A 23,418-nucleotide genomic window follows, 5' to 3' on the forward strand; every position below is an offset into this window, starting at 1 on the left:
ACACAACCCCCGGTTGCAAAAAGTCCGAGGGTTCAACCCCACCCCGTAGCCCGCCAGGAGGGACCATCATGGCCACCAAGATCACCATCAACGTCACAAACAACAGCGCTTCGACACAGAATTTCTTCTTCTTCCAGCAGCCGGCCGTCTATTCCGGCGGCCCCAAGGTCTACACCAACAGCCTCTACAGTCAGACGCTGCTGCCGTATGCGACCTCGGGGTCGGTGCTGAGCTTCACTATGATCCTGCAGTACTACGCCGGCGTGCAGCAGCAGGTGGATCCGCCGCAGGTAGGGCAGCCGTCCGGGCAGCTCGGCGCGATTCAGCCGATCGAGCTCACGCCTGCGTCCGGCGGTACGCCGACGAAGAACACCACAAACATGACGGTTGATCCATCACTGGGCCTGACCGTACCGACTTCGACCGATGGTCCGCAGGCCGGTTCGTTCCGGATCATCACGCCGGTGTACGACCCGGTGCTGATGAACTACAGCGCGGGCTCGGCGGTGCAATCACTGACCGGCGCCATCACGCTGTCGAACTTCGTCACCGCTCAGCCGAACACCAATCTGGACTGTCAGCCGATCATCAAATTCTACGTTCAGACCGGCACCTACACCGCCGGAACGGTGATGAACTTCACCTCGTCGTCGGTGGGCGCGGCGCTCTGCGACGCCACCCCTGGCTTCACCACGTTCAACGTCAGCTACAACAACAACGGCACCTGGACGGTGAAGAACATGGCGGTGTCTCAGCTCGCCAACGGCAGCCGCGGTCTGCTCGAGAAGTCTTCCTTCACGACCGAGCTGAACGCGGCGGCCCAGGCCGCGGAGGTTCTCAACGAGGCAGGTACGGCAGTTGTGTCGACGGGCCAGGCGGCGAACTTCCTGCGCCCGATTACCGTGACCAACCTCACGGCGCCGGGAGCGATCATTCTGAATCGCGACTACCAGGTCGGCCCGGCCGGTGGCCGGTATCAGGGTTTGACCTGCACGGATATCACCGGAAATACCGCGGTGTTCGACTAAGAGCGAGCTAAGCTCTTGGTCGGTTAAAGCCTGAACCGGCGGTACTGCTTAGTCACGGCCGGAGGCGATGGCGCCTCCGGCCATTCGCGTTGACGAAGACGACGGAAGCGACGCGACAGTCATGGCGACGACGATCACCATCAATCTCAAGAATAACAGCGATACTTCGCAGGATTTCTGCTTCTTCCAGCAGCCCGCGCAGTATTCGACCGCCGTTCAGGTCTATGTCAGCAGCCTGTGCGGTCAGCCTTTGCTGCCTTACACCACGTCCGGCGCGGTGCTCAGTTTTATGTTCACGCCGAAATCCTTTGCCGGCGTTCAGCAGCAGATTGCCCCGCCAACGCCGGGCCAACCGGTCGGGCAGGCGGGCGCTCTTCGCGCGATCGAGCTGACGCCGGCGCAAGGGACGCCGATCAACAACACCACGACGATGTCGGTGTCGCCGTCGCTCGGCCTGTCGATGCCGACGTCGACAGACGACGTGCCGGTCGGCGCGTTCCGGATCGTCACCGCGGTGTTCGACCCGACGCTGACCAACTACAACGCCGGCGTGGCCATGCAGTCGCTCGCCGGCGGGGTCCTGCTGTCCAATTTCGTGACAGCGCCGCCGAATGCTCGGCTCGACTGCGCCCCGTCGCTGAAATTCTACGTCCAGACCGGCAAGTACGTCGCCGGCACGGTGTTGAGCTTTGCATCCCTGTCGCCGACCGCAGCGCTGTGCGATGCCGCGGCGGGCTACACGGCGTTCGATGTCAGCTACAATGCCGATGGCACCTGGACGGTGAAAAACATGGTGGCCGCGCGCCTCAAGGACGGCAAGCTCGGTCTGGTCGTGAAGTCCGAATTTACAACGTCCTGACGCGCGCGCCGCGCGAAAACGCTCTGCTATCCCGGCAGTCCCCGCAACACCAGCGCGAGGCAGACGATCACCATGATCGACGGTAGCGCCCAGCGGCAGTGCGAACGCAGTCCCATGGCGAGGACGTGATAGCGCGAGGCCGGATCGCTGCGCGGCTTCCATAGCAGCGCGTCGATCAGCACGACCACCACGAGATAGAAATAGCCGAGCGAAATGATCTTCGCGATCGGCGTGTTCAGCGAGATCGAGCCGGGGAAGCTCGCCTCGTAGGTGAAGCTGATCGCGGCCAGCGCCAGCAGGGCGGAGAACACCAGGCTGCCGTGATCCTTGGGGGCGGTACCGGGGATCCACAGCACGAACAGCGACACCGCCAAGGTCGAGACGATCGGGATGAACAGCCGCAGCAGATAGCGCTCCGACAGCCGCTCGATCCCGACGGTCGCGTTCAGCCGCGAATACGCCCGCGCGTTCCAGCCGGCTGCTTCGTCGTAGAAGAACGTCAGGTCGAGCGGGCGCCAATCGATCACCGATAGTTTCGGTTCGATCCGCGAGAACAGCCGGTCGGTCTCGGTGGTCACCAGCATCGCGTCCTGCTTGGCGTAGCGCGGCAGCGAGAACGACAGCGACAGCCGCTGGCGGTCGAATGGAAACGCCGCCATGTCGACGCCGACCCGGAAATCGGCCTCCTAGCGTTCCACCAGCACGACGCTGCCGTCCGAATAGACCGAGACGGCGTCGGCCTTGGCACGGGGCTCGCCGAGCTGATTGTCGATCGCCAGACCCGGCGTCCAGATCCCGGCGATATACTGCCGCGCTTCGGCGCCGACGCGGTCGATCCGCGAGGTGCCGGCGTCGAGCGGATCGAACCGCCGGCGCGGATCGGTCCAGCGCTGGGTGACTTCGATGTACAGCCGCGCGCGGCCGATCACCTCGCGGATTTCGGTGATGTCGAGTACGCGCAGGCCGATGCGGACCTTGACCGGCAGCTCGACGCCTTCGGGCAGCCCTTCCGACTGCGCCCCAGCGGCGGATGCGGGTGCTCCGCACAGCGCAACGAAAACGATCAGTAGAGCCGCGAGCAGTGACCTCATGCCTGCGCCTCATCGCGCGGCCTCAGCATCCGGGCCAACACCGAGAAGGCGACAAAGGCGAGCACGGTGCCGATCAGCGCCGCCGCGATCAGTTCGATCCGGGTCCGCTGCAATGCTGCGCCGTGCGACGGGAAGCTCTTTACCGCTGCGATGTTGCCGATCATCCGGCCGGAGAAGTCGATCAACGGCTGCACCAGGATCGCGCCGGTTTCGCCACCGATCCGATACGGGCTGATCTCGCGGGTTCGGGCGAGGCGGATCGCGCCGTCGCGCAACAGACCGGTGAACAGCGGCGTATCGGTCGAGGCGAGTGCGATCAGGTCGCCGAATTGTTCTCCCTTGTCGCCGGGCCCGCGCGGCGGCAGCTCGGCGAGCGACTGGCTCAGCACCACCGCGATGTCGGCATTGGTCAGCGTCTTCACCTGTTCGAGGATCGGCTCGAGGTTGAGGCCGGCCTCGACGGTGCCGACGAAGCGGTCGCCATCGTTGATCACCGCGATGCCGCGTACGAAGGTGCCGGCGACGCCGATCTCCAAGCCGACCTGCGAGCGCCGCGTCTTGTTGGCGGCGAGCACCATCTGCCGAAACTTCGTCAGGTCGTCGCCGAACTTGTCCGGCAGATGCAGCCGCAACAGATAGGTCATGTCGGCGGCGTGAAAGCCGAATACCGGCACGCCCTGGCTTTTCAGATACGCATAGGGCGCGGCCGTGAGCTCTGTCAGCGCGGCGCGGTCACCGGCGGCAAGCGCGCGCGCGACGGCGCGCTGCCGCGCCGTGGTCTCCGCCTGGGTCAGCGCGAACCGTCCGGCTTCGTCGAGCGCGGCGGTGATCGCCTGGCTGACCGCCGCCATCTGGTGATCGCGGTCGCGCGCGATCACGTCGTTCTGCATCGAGAAGGTGAGGGCGAGCATCGCGCCGAAGCTCAGCGCCAGCACCAGCGCTGTGATCATGCCGGCTTGGACGCTGGAGACGCGCAGAGGCACACGGGGAACGCTGAGAGGCGACGACATCGAGGTTTCCGGGGGCTGTTGACCCATCCTCGACATGGCGCGCAGCGCGCGGGGCATCGCGCGCTGCCAAAAGGTCGTTCGGAGGGTTCTTTGGCCGCGCCTTAGCGGAATTGGGAACCGGAACCAAGAGCAGAAGGTACGGCAGGGGACGTTTGTCTTGACCTAGCGTCTCAAAGCCAACGGCTGCGGGTGCCACCCAGCCGCCGCAACCGTCCTGTCGGTAAGGTCGTCAGATCGAGAAGCTGGTGCCGCAGCCGCAGGAGGCGGTGGCATTCGGGTTGTTGACCCGGAACGAGGCGCCGATCAGGTCGTCGACGAAGTCGACTTCCGAGCCGGCGAGGAACGGCACCGAGGCGGAATCGACCAGCACCACCGCGCCATCCCTGGCGATCACCAGATCGTCCTCGGTCTTGGTGCGGTCGACGTCGAATTTGTACTGGAAGCCGGAGCAACCGCCGCCTTCGACGCTGATCCGCAGCATCGCGCCCTGGCCTTCGCCCTTGAGGATTTCGCCGATCCGGCGCGCCGCGCGTTCGCTGATGGTGACGCTCGATTCCGTCATCTCGCCGCTCCGTGTCGTTGGGCAGGGCCCGTCATTGGATTTCTTTGCCAACAATAGTTAAGTGCGCCGCACCGCAGAATCAAACGTTGAAGGACGAGTCGCGCGCGTGTCGGTCGGTATGGCAGCTCCCCGTGCAGCTTTTGGCTGCGATCCGGACCACAGCCGCGGCCGGCAATTCCATGAGCCGCCGAGCCGGACCCGCAGTGCGTTTCGCCGCGATTGCGACCGCGTCATCCATTCCAACGCGTTTCGCCGGCTGAAGCACAAGACCCAGGTCTTCGTGTTTCACGAAGGCGATCACTACCGAACCCGGCTGACCCACAGCCTCGAAGTGGCGCAGATCGCCCGCGCGCTGGCGCGTCAGCTCGGGCTGGATGAAGATCTCACCGAAACCCTCGCGCTCGCCCACGACCTCGGCCATCCGCCGTTCGGCCACGCCGGCGAGCGGGCGCTCGATGCCTGCCTGAAGGATGCCGGCGGCTTCGACCACAATGCGCAGACGCTGCGGGTGCTGACGGCACTCGAACACCGCTATCCCGAGTTCGACGGGCTCAACCTGACCTGGGAGACGCTGGAAGGCGTGGTCAAGCACAACGGCCCGCTGACCGACCGCGCCGGCGCGCCGCTGCCGCGTTATGCCGAGCATGGCGTGCCGCGCGGCATCACCGAGTTCAACCAGCGCTTCGATCTGCAGCTGTGGAGCTTCGCCTCGCTGGAGGCCCAGGTCGCGGCGATTGCCGACGACATCGCCTACGACGCCCACGACATCGACGACGGCCTGCGCGCCGGGCTGTTCGGCATCGACGATCTGGTGGAGGTGCCGCTGGTGGCGCGGATCATCGCCGCGATCGATAAGCGCTATCCGGGACTTGACGACGGCCGGCGCGGCGCCGAGCTGGTGCGCGAACTGATCTCGCACTTCATCGGCGCGGTCGCGGCCGAGGCGGAGCGCCGGATCAGCGAAGCGGGGCCAGGTTCGGCGGACGACGTTCGCCGTGCGGAGCGGGCGCTGGTCGCGTTTCCGGCCGAGACGGCCAAAGCCGAAGCCGAGATCAAGGCGTTCCTGTGGACCCGGATGTACCGCGCCGAGCGGGTGATGAAGGTGATGCGCGACGCCGAGGCGATCGTCGCCGACCTGTTTCAGCGCTATTGCGACCATCCGTCGGACCTGCCGCCGGACTGGCTGCCGGCCAACGGCCCGGTGGCCGAGTGCGAAGCCGACCGGCTGCTGCGGATTCGCAATTTCATCGCCGGGATGACCGACCGTTACGCGCTCGCCGAGCATCAGCGGCTTTTTGACTCGACCCCGGATTTGCGTTAGGCGGCGCCTCGACCGGCCCGAAACGGCCGCTCCATTTTCCCCTTGTCAGATATGGCCGAGCTCCCGATGTCCACGCATCTTTTCGCCCGTCTCCTGTCGCGCGTGCACGCTGTGTGCGGGGCGCTGATCGAAGAGGGCGCGCTGCCCGCCGGGATCGACCTGTCGCGTATCGTGGTCGAGCCGCCCAAGGACGCCTCCCACGGCGACATGGCGACCAATGCGGCGATGGTGCTGGCCAAGGACGCCAAGGCCAAGCCGCGCGACCTCGCCGACAAGATCGCCGACAAGCTGCGCGCCGAGGAGCTGATCGATCAGGTGGCGATCGCCGGCCCTGGCTTCATCAACCTGACGCTGAAGCCGGCGGTGTGGGCGGAGGCGCTGCGCGCCGTGCTCGACGCCGGCACAGGTTACGGCCGCAGTAGCATCGGCGGCGGTGAGAAGGTCAACGTCGAATACGTCTCGGCCAATCCGACCGGGCCGATGCATGTCGGCCACTGCCGCGGCGCGGTGTTCGGCGATGCGCTGGCCAATCTGCTCGATACCGCGGGCTTTGCCGTCACCCGCGAGTACTACATCAACGACGCCGGCGCACAGGTCGATGTGCTGGCACGCTCCGCCTTCCTGCGCTACCGCGAAGCGCTCGGCGAGGCGATCGGTGAAATTCCCGAAGGGCTGTATCCGGGCGATTACCTCAAGCCGGTCGGCGAGGCGCTGAAGGCCGAGCACGGCGCGGCGCTCAAGGAGCTGCCGGAAGCCCAGTGGCTGCCGACCGTCCGCGCCAAGGCGATCGCGATGATGATGGAAGCGATCAAGGGCGACCTTGCCGCGCTGAACATCACCCACGAGGTATTCTTCTCGGAGCGCTCGCTGATCGAGGGCGGCCGCAACCGCGTCGCCGAGACAATCGAGTTCCTGCGTGCCAAGGGCGACGTGTATCAGGGCCGGCTGCCGCCGCCGAAGGGCGCACCGGTGGAGGACTATGAGGATCGCGAACAGACGCTGTTCCGCGCCACCGCCTATGGCGACGACGTCGATCGGCCGCTGCTGAAGTCGGACGGCTCCTATACCTACTTCGCGTCCGACATCGCCTATCACAAGGTCAAGTTCGACGCCGGCTTCGCCAACATGGTCGACGTCTGGGGCGCCGACCACGGCGGCTACATCAAGCGGATGCAGGCCGCGATCCAGGCGGTGACGGCCGGGAAGGGCGCGCTCGACGTCAAGATCGTTCAGCTCGTGCGGCTGCTGCGCAACGGCGAGCCGGTGAAGATGTCGAAGCGGGCCGGCGACTTCGTCACGTTGCGTGAAGTGGTGGATGAGGTTGGTTCCGACGCTGTCCGCTTCATGATGCTGTTCCGCAAGAATGATGCGGTGCTCGACTTCGACCTCGCCAAGGTGATCGAGCAGTCGAAAGACAATCCGGTGTTCTATGTTCAGTACGGCCACGCGCGCGGCCATTCGATCTTCCGCAACGCGCGGGAGGTTGTACCGGATCTGCCCGAGGATTCGAAGGCGCGGGCGGCGATGCTGCGGCAGGCGCCGCTGGAGCGTCTGAACGATCCTGCCGAGCTCGAACTATTGAAGCGACTTGCGCTCTATCCGCGGATCGTCGAAGCCGCCGCCCAGGCTCACGAGCCGCACAGAATCGCGTTTTATCTCAATGAGCTCGCGAGCGAGTTTCATGCGCTTTGGACGCATGGCCGCGATTTGCCTCATTTACGCTTCATTATCAATAATGATGCAGAGATTACCAGGGCGCGCTTGGCGATGGTCCAAGGCGTCGTCTCGGTTTTGGCCTCGGGGCTCGCCATTCTCGGCGTCACTGCGCCGGACGAGATGCGATAGGGGATCGGCCGTCAGATGGGGATCTGGAGCGGCTTGTGAGAGCGGCCGTGTCGTCTGCGAGGGCGCCTTGGGCAGCTTTCCCGAATGGGACGCGACATCACGATGACGGATCGATATCAGAGCCGACCTTTTCCGCTGGACGATGACGACAGCCGGGCGTCGTCCCGCTATCCGCAGAAGCCGGAAAACGATCCGCTCGCCGAGCTCGCGCGCCTGATCGGTCAGACCGATCCGTTCGGCCAGACCGCTCCGCGCACCGAGCCGGCACCGCCGGTTGCGCCGCAGACGCGCTCCACCGATTTCCGCGCCAGCCGTCCGGTGCCGTCGCAGGCCGAGGACGAGTTGTCGCCGCCGCCGATGCCGTCGTGGATGCAGCATCGCCAGACGCCGCGCGCGCCTGAGCCGGCGCGCACCCAGGAACCGACCTTTGCGCCGGAGCCGGATTTCAGCCGGCCGCCGTCGTTCATCAATGCGGCACCGCCGCGCCGCGCTGAGGCTCCGAGCTTCGAGCGCGCGCCGGCGATCCAGCCGCCGATCGATCCGAACCCGCTGCAGATGCGGCCGATCGAGCAGCCGGCGATGGATCTGCGCTCGCTCGATCCGCGGTTCGATCCGGCGCCGCCGGAGCAGCGTCAGCTCGATCTGCCGCCGCCGGATCGCGTGCACTACGACCCGCCATTCGAGCCGCTTCCCGCGACGTCGCTGGAGCCCGATCGCTACGACGAGGCGCTGTATGGCCAGCTTCCGGCCGACCCCGCGCCGATCGGTGGCTATCAGGAGGCGCCGTACGGATACGAAGACGGCTACGACGATCAGGCCGATCAGCGCGCGCTGAAGCCGCGCCGCAATACGATGCTGACGGTGGTGGGGATCCTCGCGCTCGCGGTGGTCGGCACTGGTGGCGCGCTGGCGTATCGTACCTTCGCCGGCACGACCCGCACCGGCGAGCCGCCGGTGATCAAGGCTGATACCAGCCCGACCAAGATTCCGGGCCCGTCCAACGACAACGCCGGCAAGCCGATCCAGGATCGCCTCGCGTCCAGCAATGGCGTCGAAGCGCTGGTGTCGCGGGAAGAGCAGCCGGCCGCCGATCCGTCGCGGATGCCCGGCTCGGGCCCGCGGGTCGTGCTGCCGCAGCTCAACCAGAACCCCAATCCGCCGCCGGTCGCCAGCGTTGCGCCCGGTGCCAAGCCGAACCTGACGCCGCCGCCGAACAACGGCACGCTGGCGGGTGACGAGCCGCGGAAGATCAAGACCTACAGCATCCGCCCGGATCAGGCCGATGCGGCGGCTCAGCCAGCCGGTGCGGCCCGCACCGCGGCGCCTGCCGCCCGGACGCCCGCACGCGGCGTTGCCGACGCCAACGCCTCGGCCGGTAATGCGCCGCTGTCGCTGTCGCCGAATTCAGCCGAGACCGCAGCGCCGCGACCGCAGCGCGTCGCCTCGGCGCCTGCGTCAGAGCCGGCCGCCACCTCCGGCGGGTACGTCGTGCAGGTGTCGTCGCAGCGCAACGAGGCGGACGCCAAGGCGTCGTACCGCAGCCTGCAGAGCAAGTTCCCCTCCGTGCTTGGATCGCAGCCGCCGCTGATCAAGCGGGTGGATCTCGGCAGCAAGGGCACCTACTACCGCGCGATGGTCGGACCGTTTTCGTCCGCCGAGCAGGCCCAACAGGTCTGCGGCAACCTAAAAAGTGCTGGCGGACAGTGCGTCGTCCAGAGGAATTAACGGCGGTTTCCTTGACCCTGGAGGCGCGCGCGGGCTAAGCGGCCATGTATGGCACCGCGCGCTTTCATCACCGGTATTGCCGGCTTAAGCCTCAGCGACGATGAGCGCGGATTTCTCCGCGAATCTCGTCCCTGGGGCTTCATCCTGTTCAAGCGTAATGTCGACAACGCGGCGCAAGTCAAAGCGCTGGTTGAAGAATTGCGTGGAACCGTGGATTCCCCGGACGCGCCGGTCCTGATCGACCAGGAAGGTGGCCGGGTGCAGCGGCTGGGACCGCCGCATTGGCCGGTGTATCCGCCGGGCGCAGTGTTCTCCGCGCTCTACGACATCGATCCCGAGGCCGGGTTGACCGCGGCGCGGCTGAGCGCCCGGCTGATTGCGGACGATCTCGCCGCGCTCGGTATCACCGTTGACTGCCTGCCGCTGGCCGACGTGCCGATCGCCGGCGCCGATGCGGTGATCGGCGACCGCGCCTACGGCACCAGCCCGGACAAGGTCGCGGCAATCGCCCGCGCCGTCACCGACGGCCTGGCGCAGGGCGGCGTGCTGCCGGTGCTCAAGCATATCCCCGGTCATGGCCGCGCCACCGCCGACAGCCATCATCGCCTGCCGACGGTGGACACGGCGCGCGAGGAACTCGACCGCACCGACTTCGCCGCGTTCCGGCCGCTCGCGGATCTGCCGATGGCGATGACTGCACATGTTGTGTTTAGCGCGCTCGATGCCGCCCAACCCGCGACCACTTCTGCGACAATCATCGACCAGGTGATTCGCGAATCGATCGGGTTCCAAGGATTGCTGATGAGCGACGACGTCTCGATGAACGCGCTGGCCGGCAGCATCGCCGAGCGTACCCGCGCGATCGTCGCGGCGGGGTGCGACGTCGTCCTGCATTGCAACGGCAAGCTCGACGAGATGCGCCAGGTGGTGGCCGAGACTCCGGAGCTTCAGGGCAGGGCGCTGGCACGCGCCGAGGCGGCGCTGGCCGCCCGCCATGCTCCCCAGCCGTTCGACCGCGCGGCGGCGCGTGCCGAACTCGACGCATTGATCGGCCGCGCAAAGGTGGGCGCATGACCGCTGAGATTCTGCAATTCGAGACTGGCCGGCCTGTCGAGCAGCAGGCCGACCAGGACGACGCGCTCGTCATCGACGTCGAGGGCTATGAAGGCCCGCTCGACCTTCTGCTCACGCTGGCGCGGCAGCAGAAGGTCGACCTGCATAAGATCTCGATCCTGGCGCTCGCCGATCAGTATCTGCTGTTCATCGAAGAAGCGCGGAAGATCCGGCTCGAACTCGCCGCCGACTATCTGGTGATGGCGGCGTGGCTCGCCTTCCTGAAGTCGCGCCTGCTGCTGCCGGAGCCGCCGGCCCAGGAAGGTCCGAGCGCCGAAGACATGGCGAACGCGCTGGCCAACCGGCTGCGCCGCCTCGAAGCGATCCGCGAAGCCGCCAACCGGCTGATGACCCGCGCCCAGCTCAATCGCGACATCTTCCCGCGCGGTCAGGTCGAAGAGATCGCCGAGATCAAGCATCCGAAATTCACGGCGACGCTGTACGACCTGCTCAGTGCCTACGCGTCGCAGCGTCAGTCGCGCGTGCTCACCACCGTGCATCTCGCCAAGCGCACGGTGTGGTCGTTGAGCGAAGCGCGCGCGTCGCTGGAGCGCCTGGTCGGGCTCGCCGAGGATTGGAGCCGGCTCGACGAATATCTGCTGCGCTACATGCCCGATCCGACCCAGCGCGCCACCGTGCTGGCGTCGAGCTTCGCGGCCGCGCTCGAACTGGTGCGCGAGGGCGAAGTCGAGCTGCATCAGTCGGGCCCCTTGGCGCCTTTGTATTTTCGTAAGCGTCCGCCGTCTCCAGCGATGGAAGCGGCAGCCTTACCGGATGCTCCGGTCGGGTAGTGGAAGAAGGAGACCGAGCCATGGCAAGTCTGGCGGAGAAGCGCATCGTGGAGTTCGAACAGCCGGTCGAACATCTCGCTGATGACAGCGCCGAACAGCAGCCGCAGTCCCGGCCCGAGGAGCTGCGTCTGCTCGAAGCCCTGCTGTTCGCGTCCCCTGAGCCGCTCGATCAGGCTGCGCTCGCCAAGCGCATGCCGGAAGGCGTGGACGTCAAGGTCGCGCTGAAGCAGTTGCAGGAGGACTACGCCGGTCGCGGCGTGAATCTCGTCCGCATTGCCAACAAGTGGACGTTCCGCACCGCCGGCGATCTCGCCTGGCTGATGACGCGCGAGTCCACCGAAACGCGGAAGCTGTCGCGTGCCGCGATCGAGATGCTGGCGATCATCGCCTATCACCAGCCGATCACCCGGGTTGAGATCGAAGAGATCCGCGGCGTGGCGACCTCGAAGGGCACGCTCGACGTGCTGCTGGAGACCGGCTGGATCAAGCCGCGCGGCCGTCGCAAGACGCCGGGCCGGCCGCTGACCTTCGGCACCACCGAAGCGTTCCTGTCGCAGTTCAGCCTGGAGTCGCTTACCGACCTGCCGGGCCTCGAAGAACTCAAGGGCACCGGCCTGCTCGACACCCGTCTGCCGACCGGCTTCAGCGTGCCGACGCCGTCGGACGATCCGGCGCTGCGCGAAGACGAAGACCCGCTCGAGCCCGGCGATCTCGATCTGGCGCTGGCGCCGCAAGCCGACCCCGAGCTGGATCTGGAGGGCGAAGCCGCGGCCGCCGAAGCTGCCGCGCCGGAGACCGCCGAGGCCACCGGCACCGCGGAGACCGGCGAAGCCCAGCTGGGCGTTGCCGAAGCCGCAGAGCAGGATGCGGCCGCGCCGGAGGTCGGTTTCGCCGAGACCGCGGATGACGACGCCGAACAGGTCGAAACCGGCTTTGCCGAGACCTCCGACGATGAGGCCGAGGCCGAAACCGGCTTCGCCGAGACCGAGGAGGCCGACGAGACCGGCGAGATCGACCACGCGGCCGAAGTCGGCGAAGTCGACGATCCCGAGCTGGAAGCCGAACAGGCCGACTCTGGCGATTTCGATGCCGAGGAGGACGTCAGCATCGAGATCGAGACCGTCGAAGTGGAACTGGTCGCGTCTGACGACCTCGAAACCGACGAAGACGAGGCCGACCAGACCGAGGCTCCGGAACTCGATACCGCTGAGCCGGAAGGCTCCGACGAGGGCGCCGAGCACGACGCCCACGGCGAGGATGATCAGCACCAGTAAGTCGGCGCTACGCCTCGAAAGGAACTGGATCAGCGGCGATCAACTCGCCGTTGCGACAGCTTAAATCCTTGTTTCGGGCGGCTCTTTCACCTAGCTTCGCAAGTGAATAGGGCTGGCGCGCCGGTCGAGTTTCGGGAGAAGGCAGGATGGGTTCACTCAGTATCTGGCACTGGATCGTCGTTATCGCGGTCGTCCTGCTGCTGTTCGGTCGTGGCAAGATTTCGGACCTGATGGGCGACGTCGCCCAGGGCATCAAGTCCTTCAAGAAGGGCTTGCAGGACGATGAAAAGACGGCCGAAAAGTCCGAGCCGGTGAAGTCGATCGACCACACCTCGACGCCCGGCGCGACCAACCGCACCGACGTCGGCAGCAAGGCGGTCTGAAGCGCGGTCGCAACGCGCCTGATCCGTCTTCGAGCCCCGTGCGGCATCGCCGCGCCGGGGCCGCTTGATCCGGCGACGGCACGCGCCGCCGGATGACCCAAGGGTGAGCGCATCGCGGGGACGGCGGGGCGCGCCCGGAAGCGTCCCGGCAGTTGCGCGGGCGCATTGAGGCATAGTCGGCACGTTTCATGTTCGACATCGGGTGGAGTGAACTGATGGTGATCGGGGTGGTCGCGCTTATCGCGATCGGCCCCAAGGAACTGCCGGGCGTGCTGCGCACGGTCGGGCAGTGGATGGGCAAGGCGCGCCGGCTCGCCACCGAATTCCAGGGTCAGTTCCAGGAAGCGATGCGCGAGGCCGAGATGGCCGACCTCAAGAAGTCGTTCGACGAGGTCAAGGAAGCCACCAGCGGGCTGTCGACCAACAACATGCTCACCAAGCTGTCGAGCCAGGTCACCGACGCCATGGCGCTCGACAAGGCCACCAACATCGATACCCCGCCGACCGAGCCGACGACGCCGGCCCAACCGACTGCGGAGACCTTCGTCGAAGCGACCCAGCACGATGCAGCGGCGTCCGAGCCGCTGGCGATCGTCAGCGAGGCGCAGGCCGCCGAGCCGGCGAACCTGCCGGTCGCCGCCGAAACCCATGCGCTTGCCACGCCTGATGCCGCGCCGCCGGATCTTGCGCATCCCGAGCCGGCCAAGGACGCCAAAGCGTCATGAGTGCCGAGGATATCGAGGCTTCCAAGGCGCCGCTGATGGACCACCTGATCGAGCTGCGGTCGCGGCTGATCAAGGCGCTGCTCGGCTTCGGCGTCGCGTTCATCTTCTGCTTCTTCTTCGCCAAGCAGATCTACAACGTGCTGGTCTGGCCGTTCGTCTGGGTCGCGGGGCCGGAGAACTCCAAGTTCATCTACACCGCGCTGCTCGAATACTTCCTCACCCAGCTCAAGCTGGCGATGTTCGGCGCCGGCTTCATTTCGTTTCCGATCATCGCCACCCAGATCTACAAGTTCGTCGCGCCGGGCCTCTACAAGCACGAGCGCAACGCTTTCGTGCCGTACCTGATCGCCACGCCGGGCTTCTTCCTGCTCGGCTCGCTGGTGGTGTACTTCCTGGTGCTGCCGATGCTGGTGCGGTTCTCGCTCGGTATGCAGCAGATGGGCGGCACCGAAACCGCGCAGATCCAGCTGCTGCCCAAGGTCGGCGAATATCTGTCGCTGATGATGTCGCTGATCTTCGCGTTCGGCCTGGCGTTCCAATTGCCGGTGATCCTGACGCTGCTCGGGCGGATCGGCGTGCTCACCGCCAAGCAGCTCAAGGAGAAGCGACGCTACTTCATCGTCGGCGCCTTCATCATCGCCGCGGTGCTGACGCCGCCCGATGTGATCAGCCAGGCTTCGCTCGCGATCCCGCTGCTGCTGCTGTACGAAGGCTCCATCATCGCGGTTTCGATGGTCGAAAAGAAGCGCGCTGCGGCGGAGGCGTCGAACACCTCGGACTCGTCGACCCCGGCGGCTTGAGCCTTCCCCGCTCGTGATTGTTAGTTGCCGCTTTGGCGGTCGTGCCGGGCAGGGCTGGTAACCCGGTCAGCATTGCGCGAGTTTCCGAATCGACCGCATGTTGACGCATGCAGCGAGGCTTCGTCGGTTGGCCCGTTTGCTCCACCGCCGAGCGCCGTTATGCGCCTTGTCCAACATGCGATCCTGGTAGTCCTGGCGCTGGTGCCGTCGATCGACGCAGCGCGGGCGCAGACGAGCTGCACGGGGCGCTGTGCGCAGCAGGCCGCCGACCAGGAAGCGCTGCTGGCCCCATTCAACAGTCTGCTGTCGACCGCGCAGGGGCGGGCGGTGCTCGACGCCAATCTCGCCAAGCAGGTCGAGATCTATCTGAACTCGACCCAGGCCGAGAAGATCGCCGCGGGCACGGTGCTGATCCTGCCGGCGGTGCCGGCCAACGTGCTGCTGCGCGCGTTCCCGGGCAATCCCGCCTACGGCTACAATGCGCAAGGCATTCCGACCGCGCCGACGCTGCCGGCCTCGATCCTGCGGATGGAAGCCGCGATCATCGGCAGCAATCAGATCGTGGCGATGAAGCCGTATTTCGGCACCAGCGACGTCTATGGCAACGCTTACGGCTATCTGCCCGGCCAGACCGACAGCTACGGCAATCCGCCGCCGTATCAGGTTTCCGCGGCGATCTTGAACAACCCGTTCACGCCGCAGAACTCGTCCTATTTGGCGTGGCAGAACCAGCAGACGCCCGGCGCGTACAACATCAACTGGGTGCTCGGCGACTCCAATGTCGGCGATTTCCCGAGCGCCCATACGATGCTGGCGACCTCCAACGCGGTGCCGTTCGCGATCCTGGCGCCGGGCTATTATCAGCAGTTCGTCATGGCGGCGGCGCAGTTCTCGTACGACCTCAACGTCTATGCGGCGCACTATCCGCTTGACGTGATCGGCGGCCGGATCATGGCGACCTACGTCACCGCCAACATGCTGGCCGGCAATCCGCTGTACGCCTCGGCTGATTTCAACACCACGAACCTGTCGTCGCTCGCGACCGAGATGCAGACCTATCTCGGCGGCGGTGCCAGCTCGCCCTATGCGTCGGCGTGCGCCAATCTGATCGCCTGCCTCAGCAGCGGGGTGATCCCGACCGCCGCCAGCTATCAGCAGCAGGCGCAGGCCTATCGGCATTTCCTGACCTACGATCTGCCGTCGGTCGGCCCGACCGATCTTGCGCCCGTGGTGCCGGCGGAAGCGCACTATCTGATCGCGACGCGCTATCCGTATCTGACGACCGCTCAGCTCGACGAGATCCTGGCCACCACCGAGCTGCCGTCGGGTGGTCCGCTCGACAACGGCACCGGCTGGGCGCGGCTTAATCTGTATGCGGCGGGCGGCGGCTACGGCGCGTTCCGCAGCAACGTCACCGTGACGATGGACGCGTCGCGAGGCGGCCTCAACGCGTTCGACGTCTGGAGCAATGACATCTCCGGCCCAGGTGGACTGACGCTGGCAGGTACCGGCACGCTGGTGCTGGCGGGGGCCAACACCTACACCGGCGGCACCCGGGTCCAGAGCGGCAGCACGCTCGGCCTCAGCGGCAGTCTGCTCGGGCCGCTGTGGGTGGCGTCTGGGGCGAGCTTCGTCGTCGGCCGGACCGGCACGTTCACCGGCGCGCTAAGTAACGACGGCACCGTTTACAATGCCGGCGTGGTCGATGGCAGCTTCAGCGGCAGCGGCGCCTTCACCAACGCCGGCTGGCTCGGCGGCACCGGCACGTTCGGCTCGCTCGATCTGCGTGGCGGCTCGATCGTGTCGCCCGGTCATTCGGTCGGCACCATTCAGGTCTCCGGCAATCTCAGCGTGTCGGCGGGCGCCGCTTACTTCGCCCAGGTCGAGGGGAGCACCGCGGATCTGATCCAGGTCGGCGGCACCGCGAACTTGTCGGGCGGCACCGTCATCGCCGGCTTGATCGGACACAGCCCGATCCTCGGCCAGGCCTATCCGATCCTCACCGCGGCCGGCGGCATCACCGGCAGCTTTGCGAGCGCGGTGACCAACGATCTGCCGTTCCTCGCAGCGTCGTTGAGCACTTCGGCCAACGCGGTGACGCTGACGCTGACCCGCAACGCCGTTCCGTTCGCCAGCCTGGCGACCAGTGCTAATCAGGCCGCCGTCGCCAATGCGCTCGACGCCGGCCCGGCAGCTAGCGGGCTTGGCCTGCTGATGGCCACGCAGTCGACTGCCGGGGCACCGCGCGCGTTTGATGCGCTATCCGGCGAGGTTCATGCCAGCGCCCAGTCGGCGCTGCTCGACGACGGCCTGCTCCTGCGCGAGGCGGTACTCGGGCGGATGCGGCAGAGCGTAGGCGCCGACACGGTGCTCGCCACCGGCCCCAGCGTGTGGGCGCAGGGCATCGGGACCTGGGGCCGCAATGGCAGCGACGGCAATGCGGCAGAGGCGACCAGTTCGGTCGCAGGCTTCGTCAGCGGCGTCGACTATCGCTTCGGCTCGGGCTGGCAGGTCGGCCTCGCGGGGGGCACAACGAGCTCCACCGTCACGGTCCGCGACCGCGCTAGTTCGGCCGATATCGATACCGCGCATCTCGCCGGCTACGCGTCCGGCGAAGCCGGCCCGTGGCGGCTGCGTGCGGCGGCCGCCGCCAGCTTCAGCACGCTGTCGACCAGCCGCTCGGTGAGTTTCCCCGGCATCACCGACGTCGCCGGCGCGCGCTATGAAGCCACCACCGCGCAGGCGTTCGGCGAGATCGGCTACCGCGTGCCGGTCGGGCAGGCCGTCGCCGAGCCGTTCGGCGGGCTGGCGCTGATGCATCTGCATCGCGACGCCTTCACCGAAGGCGGTGGCATCACCGCGCTGGCGGGGACCAGCCGCAACGACGACATTGGCTTTTCGACGCTGGGCGGCCGGCTGACCACCAGCTTCACGTTGTCGCCCGGTCTGGTGGCAATGCCGCGGCTGGCGGCGTCCTGGCAGCATGCGTTCGGCGCCGCGGCTCCGATCGCGGATCTGGCGTTCCGCAGCACCGCCGAACCGTTCACGGTCGCCGGCGTGCCGCTCGATCGCGACACTGCGCTGGTCGAATGCGGCTTCGATCTGCAGCTCGGTCCGCAGGCCTGGGCCGGACTATCGTACGCTGCCCAGCGCGGCGAGCGGGGCCGGCGCGACCAGGTCCGCGGCCTGTTGAGCTGGCAGTTCTGACCTGTCTCCGTTGCCGTCCCCGGCCTTGTGCCGGGCATTGCCGTCTTCTACAGACGTTGCTCCGCAAAACGGAAATGGCCGGGACGGGCTCGGCCATGACGAGGCGATTCCATGCACGACATCAAAGCGATCCGCGACAATCCGCAGGCCTTCGACGCAGCGTTCACGAGGCGCGGTCTGGCGCCGATCGCCGATAGCCTGATCAAGCTCGACGAGGCCCGCCGCGCTGCGGTGCAGGCCGCCGAGCAGGCGCAGGCGCGGCGCAATGCGGCGTCGAAGGAGATCGGCGACGCCAAGAAGGCCAAGGACAACGCCCGCGCCGAGGCGCTGATGGCCGAGGTCACTGAACTGAAGACCACGATGCCGGCGCTCGACGCCGCGGTGAAGGAGGCCGACGAGGCGCTGAAAAAGGCGCTGTCGGAGATCCCGAATCTGCCGCTCGCCGAGGTGCCGGAAGGCGCCGACGAGCACGGCAACGTCGAACACCATCGCTTCGGCGAAAAGCCGAGCTACACGTTCACGCCGAAGCCGCATTACGACCTCGGCGAAGCGCTCGGCATGATGGATTTCGAAGCCGCTGCCAAACTCTCCGGCGCGCGCTTCACGGTGCTGAAGAAGGGCCTCGCGCGCCTCGAACGCGCCATCGGCCAGTTCTTCCTCGACGTTCACACCGGCGACCACGGCTACACCGAAGTCAATCCGCCGCTGCTGGTCAAAGACGACGCGATGTTCGGTACCGCGCAGTTGCCGAAGTTTCGCGAGGATCAGTTTGCCGCCGGCGCAATCGGTAGCGGCGGCGAGGGCTACTGGCTGATCCCCACCGCCGAAGTCTCGCTGACAAATCTGGTGCGCGAGTCCATTCTCGACGAGAAAGAGCTGCCGATGCGGCTCACCGCGTTGACGCCGTGTTTCCGTGCGGAAGCGGGCGCGGCGGGGCGTGATACCCGCGGCATGATCCGGCAGCATCAGTTCACCAAGGTCGAGCTGGTGTCGATCACCACCCCGGAGCAGTCCAAGGACGAGCACGAGCGGATGCTGAGCTGCGCCGAGGAAGTGCTGCGACGCTTGGGTCTGCATTATCGCGTGATGACGCTGTGCACCGGCGACATGGGCTTTGCCTCGCAGAAGACCTACGACATCGAAGTCTGGATGCCGGGGCAGGGTGAGGGCGGTGCGTACCGCGAAATCTCCTCGTGCTCGGTGTGCGGCGATTTCCAGGCCCGCCGCATGGACGCGCGCTCGCGGGGCCCGGACGGCAAGCCGCGTTTCGTTCACACGCTGAACGGCTCGGGCACTGCCGTCGGTCGTGCGCTGATCGCGGTGATCGAAAACTATCAGCAGGAAGACGGCTCGATCGCCGTGCCCGACGTGCTGCAGCCTTACATGGGCGGGCTGAAGGTGATCGCGAAGGCGTAAGGCTGATGACTCTCTCCGTCATTGCGAGCCAACGGGTCGGCGCAAAGCGTCGCCCGATGAAAGGATCGGCGAAGCAATCCAGCTCCGTGCACCGGGCTCTGGATTGCTTCGCTGCGCTCGCAATGACGTTGATACTTGCGGTGACCTTCTTCGTTTCAGTTTCTGTGCTGCCTGCCTTCGCCGCCGGGCCTGCCGAAATGATTTCCGATTTCCGCGCCAAGAATGGCGAGGGCAAGGTGGTGATGGACGCGACGCTGAATGCGATCGCGCAGCGGCAGGCGGTCGCGATGGCGTCGAAGGACGTCCTCAGCCACGAAGCCGGGGGCTCGTTCACCTCGCGCGTTGCGCCGGCCAAGGTGTCGCGCGCCGCCGAGAACATCGCTTACGGCTATCCGGATTTTCCGAACACGCTGAAGCAGTGGATCAACTCGCCCGGTCATCGCGCCAACCTGCTGCTGAAGGGCGCTTCCAAGGTCGGCGTCGCCAGCGTCCGGTCGAGCGCGAGCGGACGGACCTATTGGGCGATGGTGATCGCCGGCGGCGACGAAAAACCGAAGCCGAAGGCAAAGCCGCCGGCCAAATCCGCGAGCAAGCAACCGGCGAAATCGGCCGCCGGCGCCAAGGCCGCGGCCGAGCCGCCGGCCACTTGGAGCAAGCAGCTGCCGAAGCCTTCCGCCGCACGGGATTGCACGGTGCGGATGCTCGGCCTCTGCCTCTAAAACTGATTGCAGAGCGCGTCGTGCGCGACTTTCCGAACCGTTCGGCAACACGCCGCATCCGGAAATAATTGGAATCGTTCGAACAGTCCGCGGCGCCAGGCGCCCACGTGCTCGCGATGGCCAATTATCGTGGGTTTTCCAAGTCATGCGCGTCGACGTCGCTGTCGCGTTTGGACCCATTCAAATTGTTCCAGAGCGCCTCGCCCTCCATAAGCCGTTTCCAGTTGTTACAGCTGGGGACTTGGAATGCCGGGTTGGGAAATATCGCGAAAGGTTGCGCTCGCGAGCTGTAGTTTGTTGATCATCGATGGCTGCTTGAGCCGAGAGGGACATGCTCAGACGAGCCTGCCGTCGGTGACGGTCGATGCGCCGAAGGCGGCGCAGGCGCGAACCGTACGCGCCGATCGCCGTTCGACCGCCACGCAGCAGCGCCGGACCACGCAACGCGTGACGCCGGTTCAGCCTCCGGCTGTGATCGTGCCGGCTTCCGCCACTACGCTGTCGAGCGCGACCGGACCGGTCAATGGCTTCGTCGCATCTGGCAGCGCTACCGGCACCAAGACCAATACGCCGCTGATCGAAAGTTCGCAGTCGGTCTCCGTCGTGACCCAGGACCAGATCCGCGACACCGGCGCTCGCACGGTCGGCGAGGCGCTGGCTTATACGGCTGGCGTGCAGACCCAACCGTTCGGCTACGACGCACGCTATGATCAGTTCATGATCCGCGGCTTTTCGTCGACGCAATACGGCAATTATCGCGATGGTCTGCGCCAGGGTAACGGTCTCTACGCGTACTTCCGCAACGAGCCGTACGGTGCCGAACGCATCGAGGTTCTGCGTGGGCCATCGTCGGTGCTGTACGGCGCCAACGACGCCGGCGGGCTGGTGAACTACGTCAGCAAGATGCCGCTGCCGTATCGGCTCAACGAAGCCGGCTTCGACGTCGGCAATTTCAACCGCTATCAGGGGCGGTTCGATTTCAGCGGGCCGGTGCCCGGCCATGACGATCTGCTGTATCGCTTCACCGGCCTGGTGCGCGACAGCGGCACGCAGATTCCCGGTACCTGGGACGACCGCGTCTACCTCGCACCGAGCGTCACCGCGAAGCTGGGCGAGGATACGACCCTTACCATTCTTTCTGAGTACACGCACAGCAAGGCCTCGATGTGGCCGTACTACATGCCGAACCCGATCACCGGGCAGGCTACCAACATCCGGCTCGGCGATCCCGCGTTCGATGCGCTGAAGATATCGCAGGCATCGGTCGGCTACCGGCTGGAGCATCGCTTCAATCCGGCGCTGACGTTCAGGCAGAACGTGCGCATCGGCCATGCGCGGCTCGACGGCGACATGATCGACGGGCTCGGCCTTTCGGACGACGGACGCACGCTCAACCGCTATGCGTCCAATTTCAAGGAAACCCTGAACACGTTCGCCATCGACAGCCAGATCGAAGCCAAGCTGGCGACCGGGCCGGTCAGGCACACCGTGCTGGCGGGTGTCGATTATTTCCGGCAGGCGACGAATTTCGGCTACTCGGTCGGGACGGCCCCGCCGCTGGACCTGACCAATCCGGTGATCGGCGTCGGATTTCCGACCTCAGCATTGTCGCTGGCCGCCGCCAATCGGCAGACGCTCGGGCAACTCGGCCTCTATGTGCAGGATCAGCTCGCGCTCGGCGGCTGGCGCCTGACGATCGGCGGCCGGCAAGATTTCTCCGAGCTGTCGCAGTACAACGAACTGTCGAGCACGACCACCGACAGCAAGCCGGATCGCTTCACCGGGCGCGCCGGGCTGCTGTATCTGTTCGACAGCGGCGTCGCGCCTTACGTCAACTACGCGACGTCGTTCCTGCCGCAGGCCGGAACCACGGCGCCGGGGCGGGGTGCATCGCCGTTCGCGCCGACCACCGGCGAGTCGATCGAGGCCGGAATCAAGTATCAGCCGCGCGGCTGGAATAGCTATTTCACCGCGACCTGGTTCAACCTGACCAAGGACAATGTGCTGACGGTCGATCCGGTGTTTGGCGCGATGTATTCGGTGCAGACCGGTCAGATCCGGTCGCGCGGCACGGAATTGGAGGCCGTGCTGTCGCTCGCTGAGGGTCTCAAGGGGATCGCGTCGTACAGCTACACTAGCGCCGAGGTGACGCGCAGCAACGATGCCGATCTCGGCAAGGTGCCGATCGGCGTCCCGACCCAGCAGGCGGCGGTGTTCATGGACTACACGTGGCAAACCGGTGCGCTTGCCGGGTTCGGCCTCGGCGCTGGCGTGCGCTGGATCGATCGGACCTGGGCGGATTCGATCAATACCGTGCGCAATCCGGCGATCACCGCGTTCGATGCGGGCGTGCATTACGATTTCCGCGGCATGCGGCTTGCGGTGAATGCGCGCAATCTCGCCGACGAACGCGTCGGCATCTGCAACGGCGGCAATTGCACCTTCACGCAAGGCCGCACCGTGCTCGGCAGCGTCACTGCGCGCTGGTGACGTTCGGCGCCACCTTGGCAACCCCGCGTCTCGGGCGGGCCGGCCGATTCCGGCCGGCTTGGGCCGAATTTGCCTCTCGGGGCTGGGCCGGATATGACGACGGCCTCAAGAAAGACCTTCAGAGAGGCGGCCCAGCGACATGCGGATTCTGTGCACCAACGACGACGGCATTCATGCGCCCGGCCTGAAGACGGTCGAACAGATCGCCCGTGCGATTTCCGACGACGTCTGGGTGGTGGCGCCCGAGCTCGACCAGTCCGGGGTGTCGCATTCGCTGTCGCTGAACGATCCGCTGCGTCTGCGCGAAGTCGGTCCGCGGCACTTCGCGGTGCGCGGCACGCCGACCGACTGCGTGATCATGGGCTCGCGTTTCATCCTCAAGGACAAGGCGCCGGATCTGGTGCTGTCGGGCGTCAACCGCGGCCGCAACGTCGCCGAGGACGTGGTCTATTCCGGCACCATTGCCGGCGCGCTGGAAGGCACCATTTTGGGCCTGCCGTCGTTCGCGCTGTCGCAGGAATTCACCATCGAGACCCGTAACGCGCCGCTGTGGGAGACCGCGCGGACTCACGCGCCCGACATCATCCGCAAGGTGATGGCCGCGGGCGTGCCGAAGAACACCGTGGTCAACATCAACTTCCCGGCCTGCACGCCCGACAAGGTCAAAGGCGTGGTGGTGACGCGGCAGGGCAAGCGCAATCCCGGCTTCCTGCGCATCGACGAGCGTCACGACGGCCGCGGCAATCCGTACTACTGGATCGGCTTCGAGAGGATCAAAGTCGAAGACATGCCGGCCGAAGGCACCGATCTCGCCGCGCTCGCCGCCAACTTCGTCTCGGTGACGCCGCTCAAGCTCGACCGCACCGACGAAACGTTCTCCGCAGCGCTGACCAAGACGCTGGCGTGAGATCGAGCGTGTAGGATGGGTTGAGCGCAGCGAAACCCATCAAGAGGTGCCCGAGTCGACGGGGAGCGGCGTTCAATGGCGCACGGTTGAGAGGTAGCGCGGCGAAGCGGCGAGGAGGAGTGGCCGCGCAGGGCCCCCGTCGCACGTCCATA

At 66.3% G+C, this 23,418-nt stretch carries 18 protein-coding genes and 1 pseudogene; 16 read left to right on the top strand and 3 right to left on the bottom strand.

All coding sequences use genetic code 11. The features are described 5' to 3' along the window. Positions 1-68 precede the first annotated feature (68 nt). Together DY467_RS00140 and DY467_RS00145 are read left to right on the top strand one after the other, a co-directional pair. A complete protein-coding gene (locus tag DY467_RS00140) occupies positions 69-1,028 on the top strand; it encodes a hypothetical protein (RefSeq protein ID WP_164633563.1) in 960 nt (319 codons plus the stop codon). A 121-nt stretch (positions 1,029-1,149) separates the two neighbouring features. Beyond that, on the top strand, positions 1,150-1,887 hold the full coding sequence (locus DY467_RS00145; RefSeq protein ID WP_164633564.1) for a hypothetical protein: 738 nt from the start codon (positions 1,150-1,152) through the stop codon (positions 1,885-1,887). Between the two features lie 26 nt (positions 1,888-1,913). Here the strand turns inward: DY467_RS00145 and DY467_RS26740 are convergent. The 3 genes and pseudogenes from DY467_RS26740 to erpA all read right to left on the bottom strand — a co-directional run bounded on the left by DY467_RS26740 (position 1,914) and on the right by erpA (position 4,550). Next, positions 1,914-2,978: pseudogene (locus DY467_RS26740) on the bottom strand (ligand-gated ion channel). Then, on the bottom strand, positions 2,975-3,988 hold the full coding sequence (locus DY467_RS00155) for a cache domain-containing protein (RefSeq protein WP_164633565.1): 1,014 nt from the start codon (positions 3,986-3,988) through the stop codon (positions 2,975-2,977). Before DY467_RS00155 ends, DY467_RS26740 begins: the two are co-directional and overlap by 4 nt. A gap of 229 nt (positions 3,989-4,217) precedes the next feature. Continuing rightward, positions 4,218-4,550 carry an iron-sulfur cluster insertion protein ErpA gene (erpA, locus tag DY467_RS00160; protein ID WP_164633566.1) on the bottom strand — a complete coding sequence of 111 codons (333 nt, stop codon included), beginning with the start codon at positions 4,548-4,550 and terminating at the stop codon, positions 4,218-4,220. Between the two features lie 106 nt (positions 4,551-4,656). Between erpA and DY467_RS00165 the strand changes: the two genes are divergently transcribed. The 14 genes from DY467_RS00165 to surE all read left to right on the top strand — a co-directional run bounded on the left by DY467_RS00165 (position 4,657) and on the right by surE (position 23,266). Beyond that, positions 4,657-5,871, top strand: a complete 1,215-nt coding sequence (locus DY467_RS00165; protein ID WP_164574228.1) for a deoxyguanosinetriphosphate triphosphohydrolase — start codon at positions 4,657-4,659, stop codon at positions 5,869-5,871. A 51-nt stretch (positions 5,872-5,922) separates the two neighbouring features. Beyond that, a complete protein-coding gene (gene argS, locus DY467_RS00170; RefSeq protein ID WP_164633567.1) occupies positions 5,923-7,716 on the top strand; it encodes an arginine--tRNA ligase in 1,794 nt (597 codons plus the stop codon). A gap of 102 nt (positions 7,717-7,818) precedes the next feature. Further along, positions 7,819-9,441 (top strand): SPOR domain-containing protein, encoded by a 1,623-nt coding sequence (locus DY467_RS00175; RefSeq protein WP_164633568.1) that lies wholly within the window; start codon positions 7,819-7,821, stop codon positions 9,439-9,441. A gap of 48 nt (positions 9,442-9,489) precedes the next feature. Beyond that, on the top strand, positions 9,490-10,515 hold the full coding sequence (gene nagZ, locus DY467_RS00180) for a beta-N-acetylhexosaminidase (protein WP_164633569.1): 1,026 nt from the start codon (positions 9,490-9,492) through the stop codon (positions 10,513-10,515). Continuing rightward, entirely contained in the window at positions 10,512-11,345 is an 834-nt protein-coding gene (locus DY467_RS00185; RefSeq protein WP_107344754.1) for a segregation and condensation protein A, read from the top strand. The genes nagZ and DY467_RS00185 overlap by 4 nt, the downstream gene beginning before the upstream one ends. A gap of 20 nt (positions 11,346-11,365) precedes the next feature. Beyond that, positions 11,366-12,619, top strand: a complete 1,254-nt coding sequence (gene scpB, locus DY467_RS00190; RefSeq protein ID WP_164633570.1) for an SMC-Scp complex subunit ScpB — start codon at positions 11,366-11,368, stop codon at positions 12,617-12,619. A 146-nt stretch (positions 12,620-12,765) separates the two neighbouring features. After that, a complete protein-coding gene (locus DY467_RS00195) occupies positions 12,766-13,002 on the top strand; it encodes a twin-arginine translocase TatA/TatE family subunit (RefSeq protein WP_011158398.1) in 237 nt (78 codons plus the stop codon). 188 nt (positions 13,003-13,190) lie between these two features. Then, positions 13,191-13,727: a Sec-independent protein translocase protein TatB gene (gene tatB, locus DY467_RS00200; RefSeq protein WP_164633571.1), complete on the top strand. Its 537-nt coding sequence runs from the start codon at positions 13,191-13,193 to the stop codon at positions 13,725-13,727. Next, the gene (gene tatC / locus DY467_RS00205; RefSeq protein WP_164633572.1) at positions 13,724-14,527 is read left to right on the top strand and encodes a twin-arginine translocase subunit TatC; all 804 of its coding nucleotides are present in this window, start codon (positions 13,724-13,726) and stop codon (positions 14,525-14,527) included. Before tatB ends, tatC begins: the two co-directional genes overlap by 4 nt. Before the next feature lie 159 nt (positions 14,528-14,686). Beyond that, entirely contained in the window at positions 14,687-17,734 is a 3,048-nt protein-coding gene (locus tag DY467_RS00210; RefSeq protein WP_164633573.1) for an autotransporter domain-containing protein, read from the top strand. A 111-nt stretch (positions 17,735-17,845) separates the two neighbouring features. After that, on the top strand, positions 17,846-19,150 hold the full coding sequence (serS, locus tag DY467_RS00215; protein WP_164633574.1) for a serine--tRNA ligase: 1,305 nt from the start codon (positions 17,846-17,848) through the stop codon (positions 19,148-19,150). Between the two features lie 122 nt (positions 19,151-19,272). After that, positions 19,273-19,869, top strand: a complete 597-nt coding sequence (locus tag DY467_RS00220; RefSeq protein WP_246701418.1) for a CAP domain-containing protein — start codon at positions 19,273-19,275, stop codon at positions 19,867-19,869. A gap of 354 nt (positions 19,870-20,223) precedes the next feature. Next, the gene (locus tag DY467_RS00225; RefSeq protein ID WP_164633576.1) at positions 20,224-22,359 is read left to right on the top strand and encodes a TonB-dependent siderophore receptor; all 2,136 of its coding nucleotides are present in this window, start codon (positions 20,224-20,226) and stop codon (positions 22,357-22,359) included. A 139-nt stretch (positions 22,360-22,498) separates the two neighbouring features. Then, the gene (gene surE, locus DY467_RS00230; protein ID WP_164633577.1) at positions 22,499-23,266 is read left to right on the top strand and encodes a 5'/3'-nucleotidase SurE; all 768 of its coding nucleotides are present in this window, start codon (positions 22,499-22,501) and stop codon (positions 23,264-23,266) included. Positions 23,267-23,418 lie beyond the last annotated feature (152 nt).

The sequence above is a fragment of the Rhodopseudomonas sp. BR0G17 genome (assembly GCF_010907025.1).
Classification (GTDB): Bacteria; Pseudomonadota; Alphaproteobacteria; order Rhizobiales; family Xanthobacteraceae; genus Rhodopseudomonas; species Rhodopseudomonas palustris_H.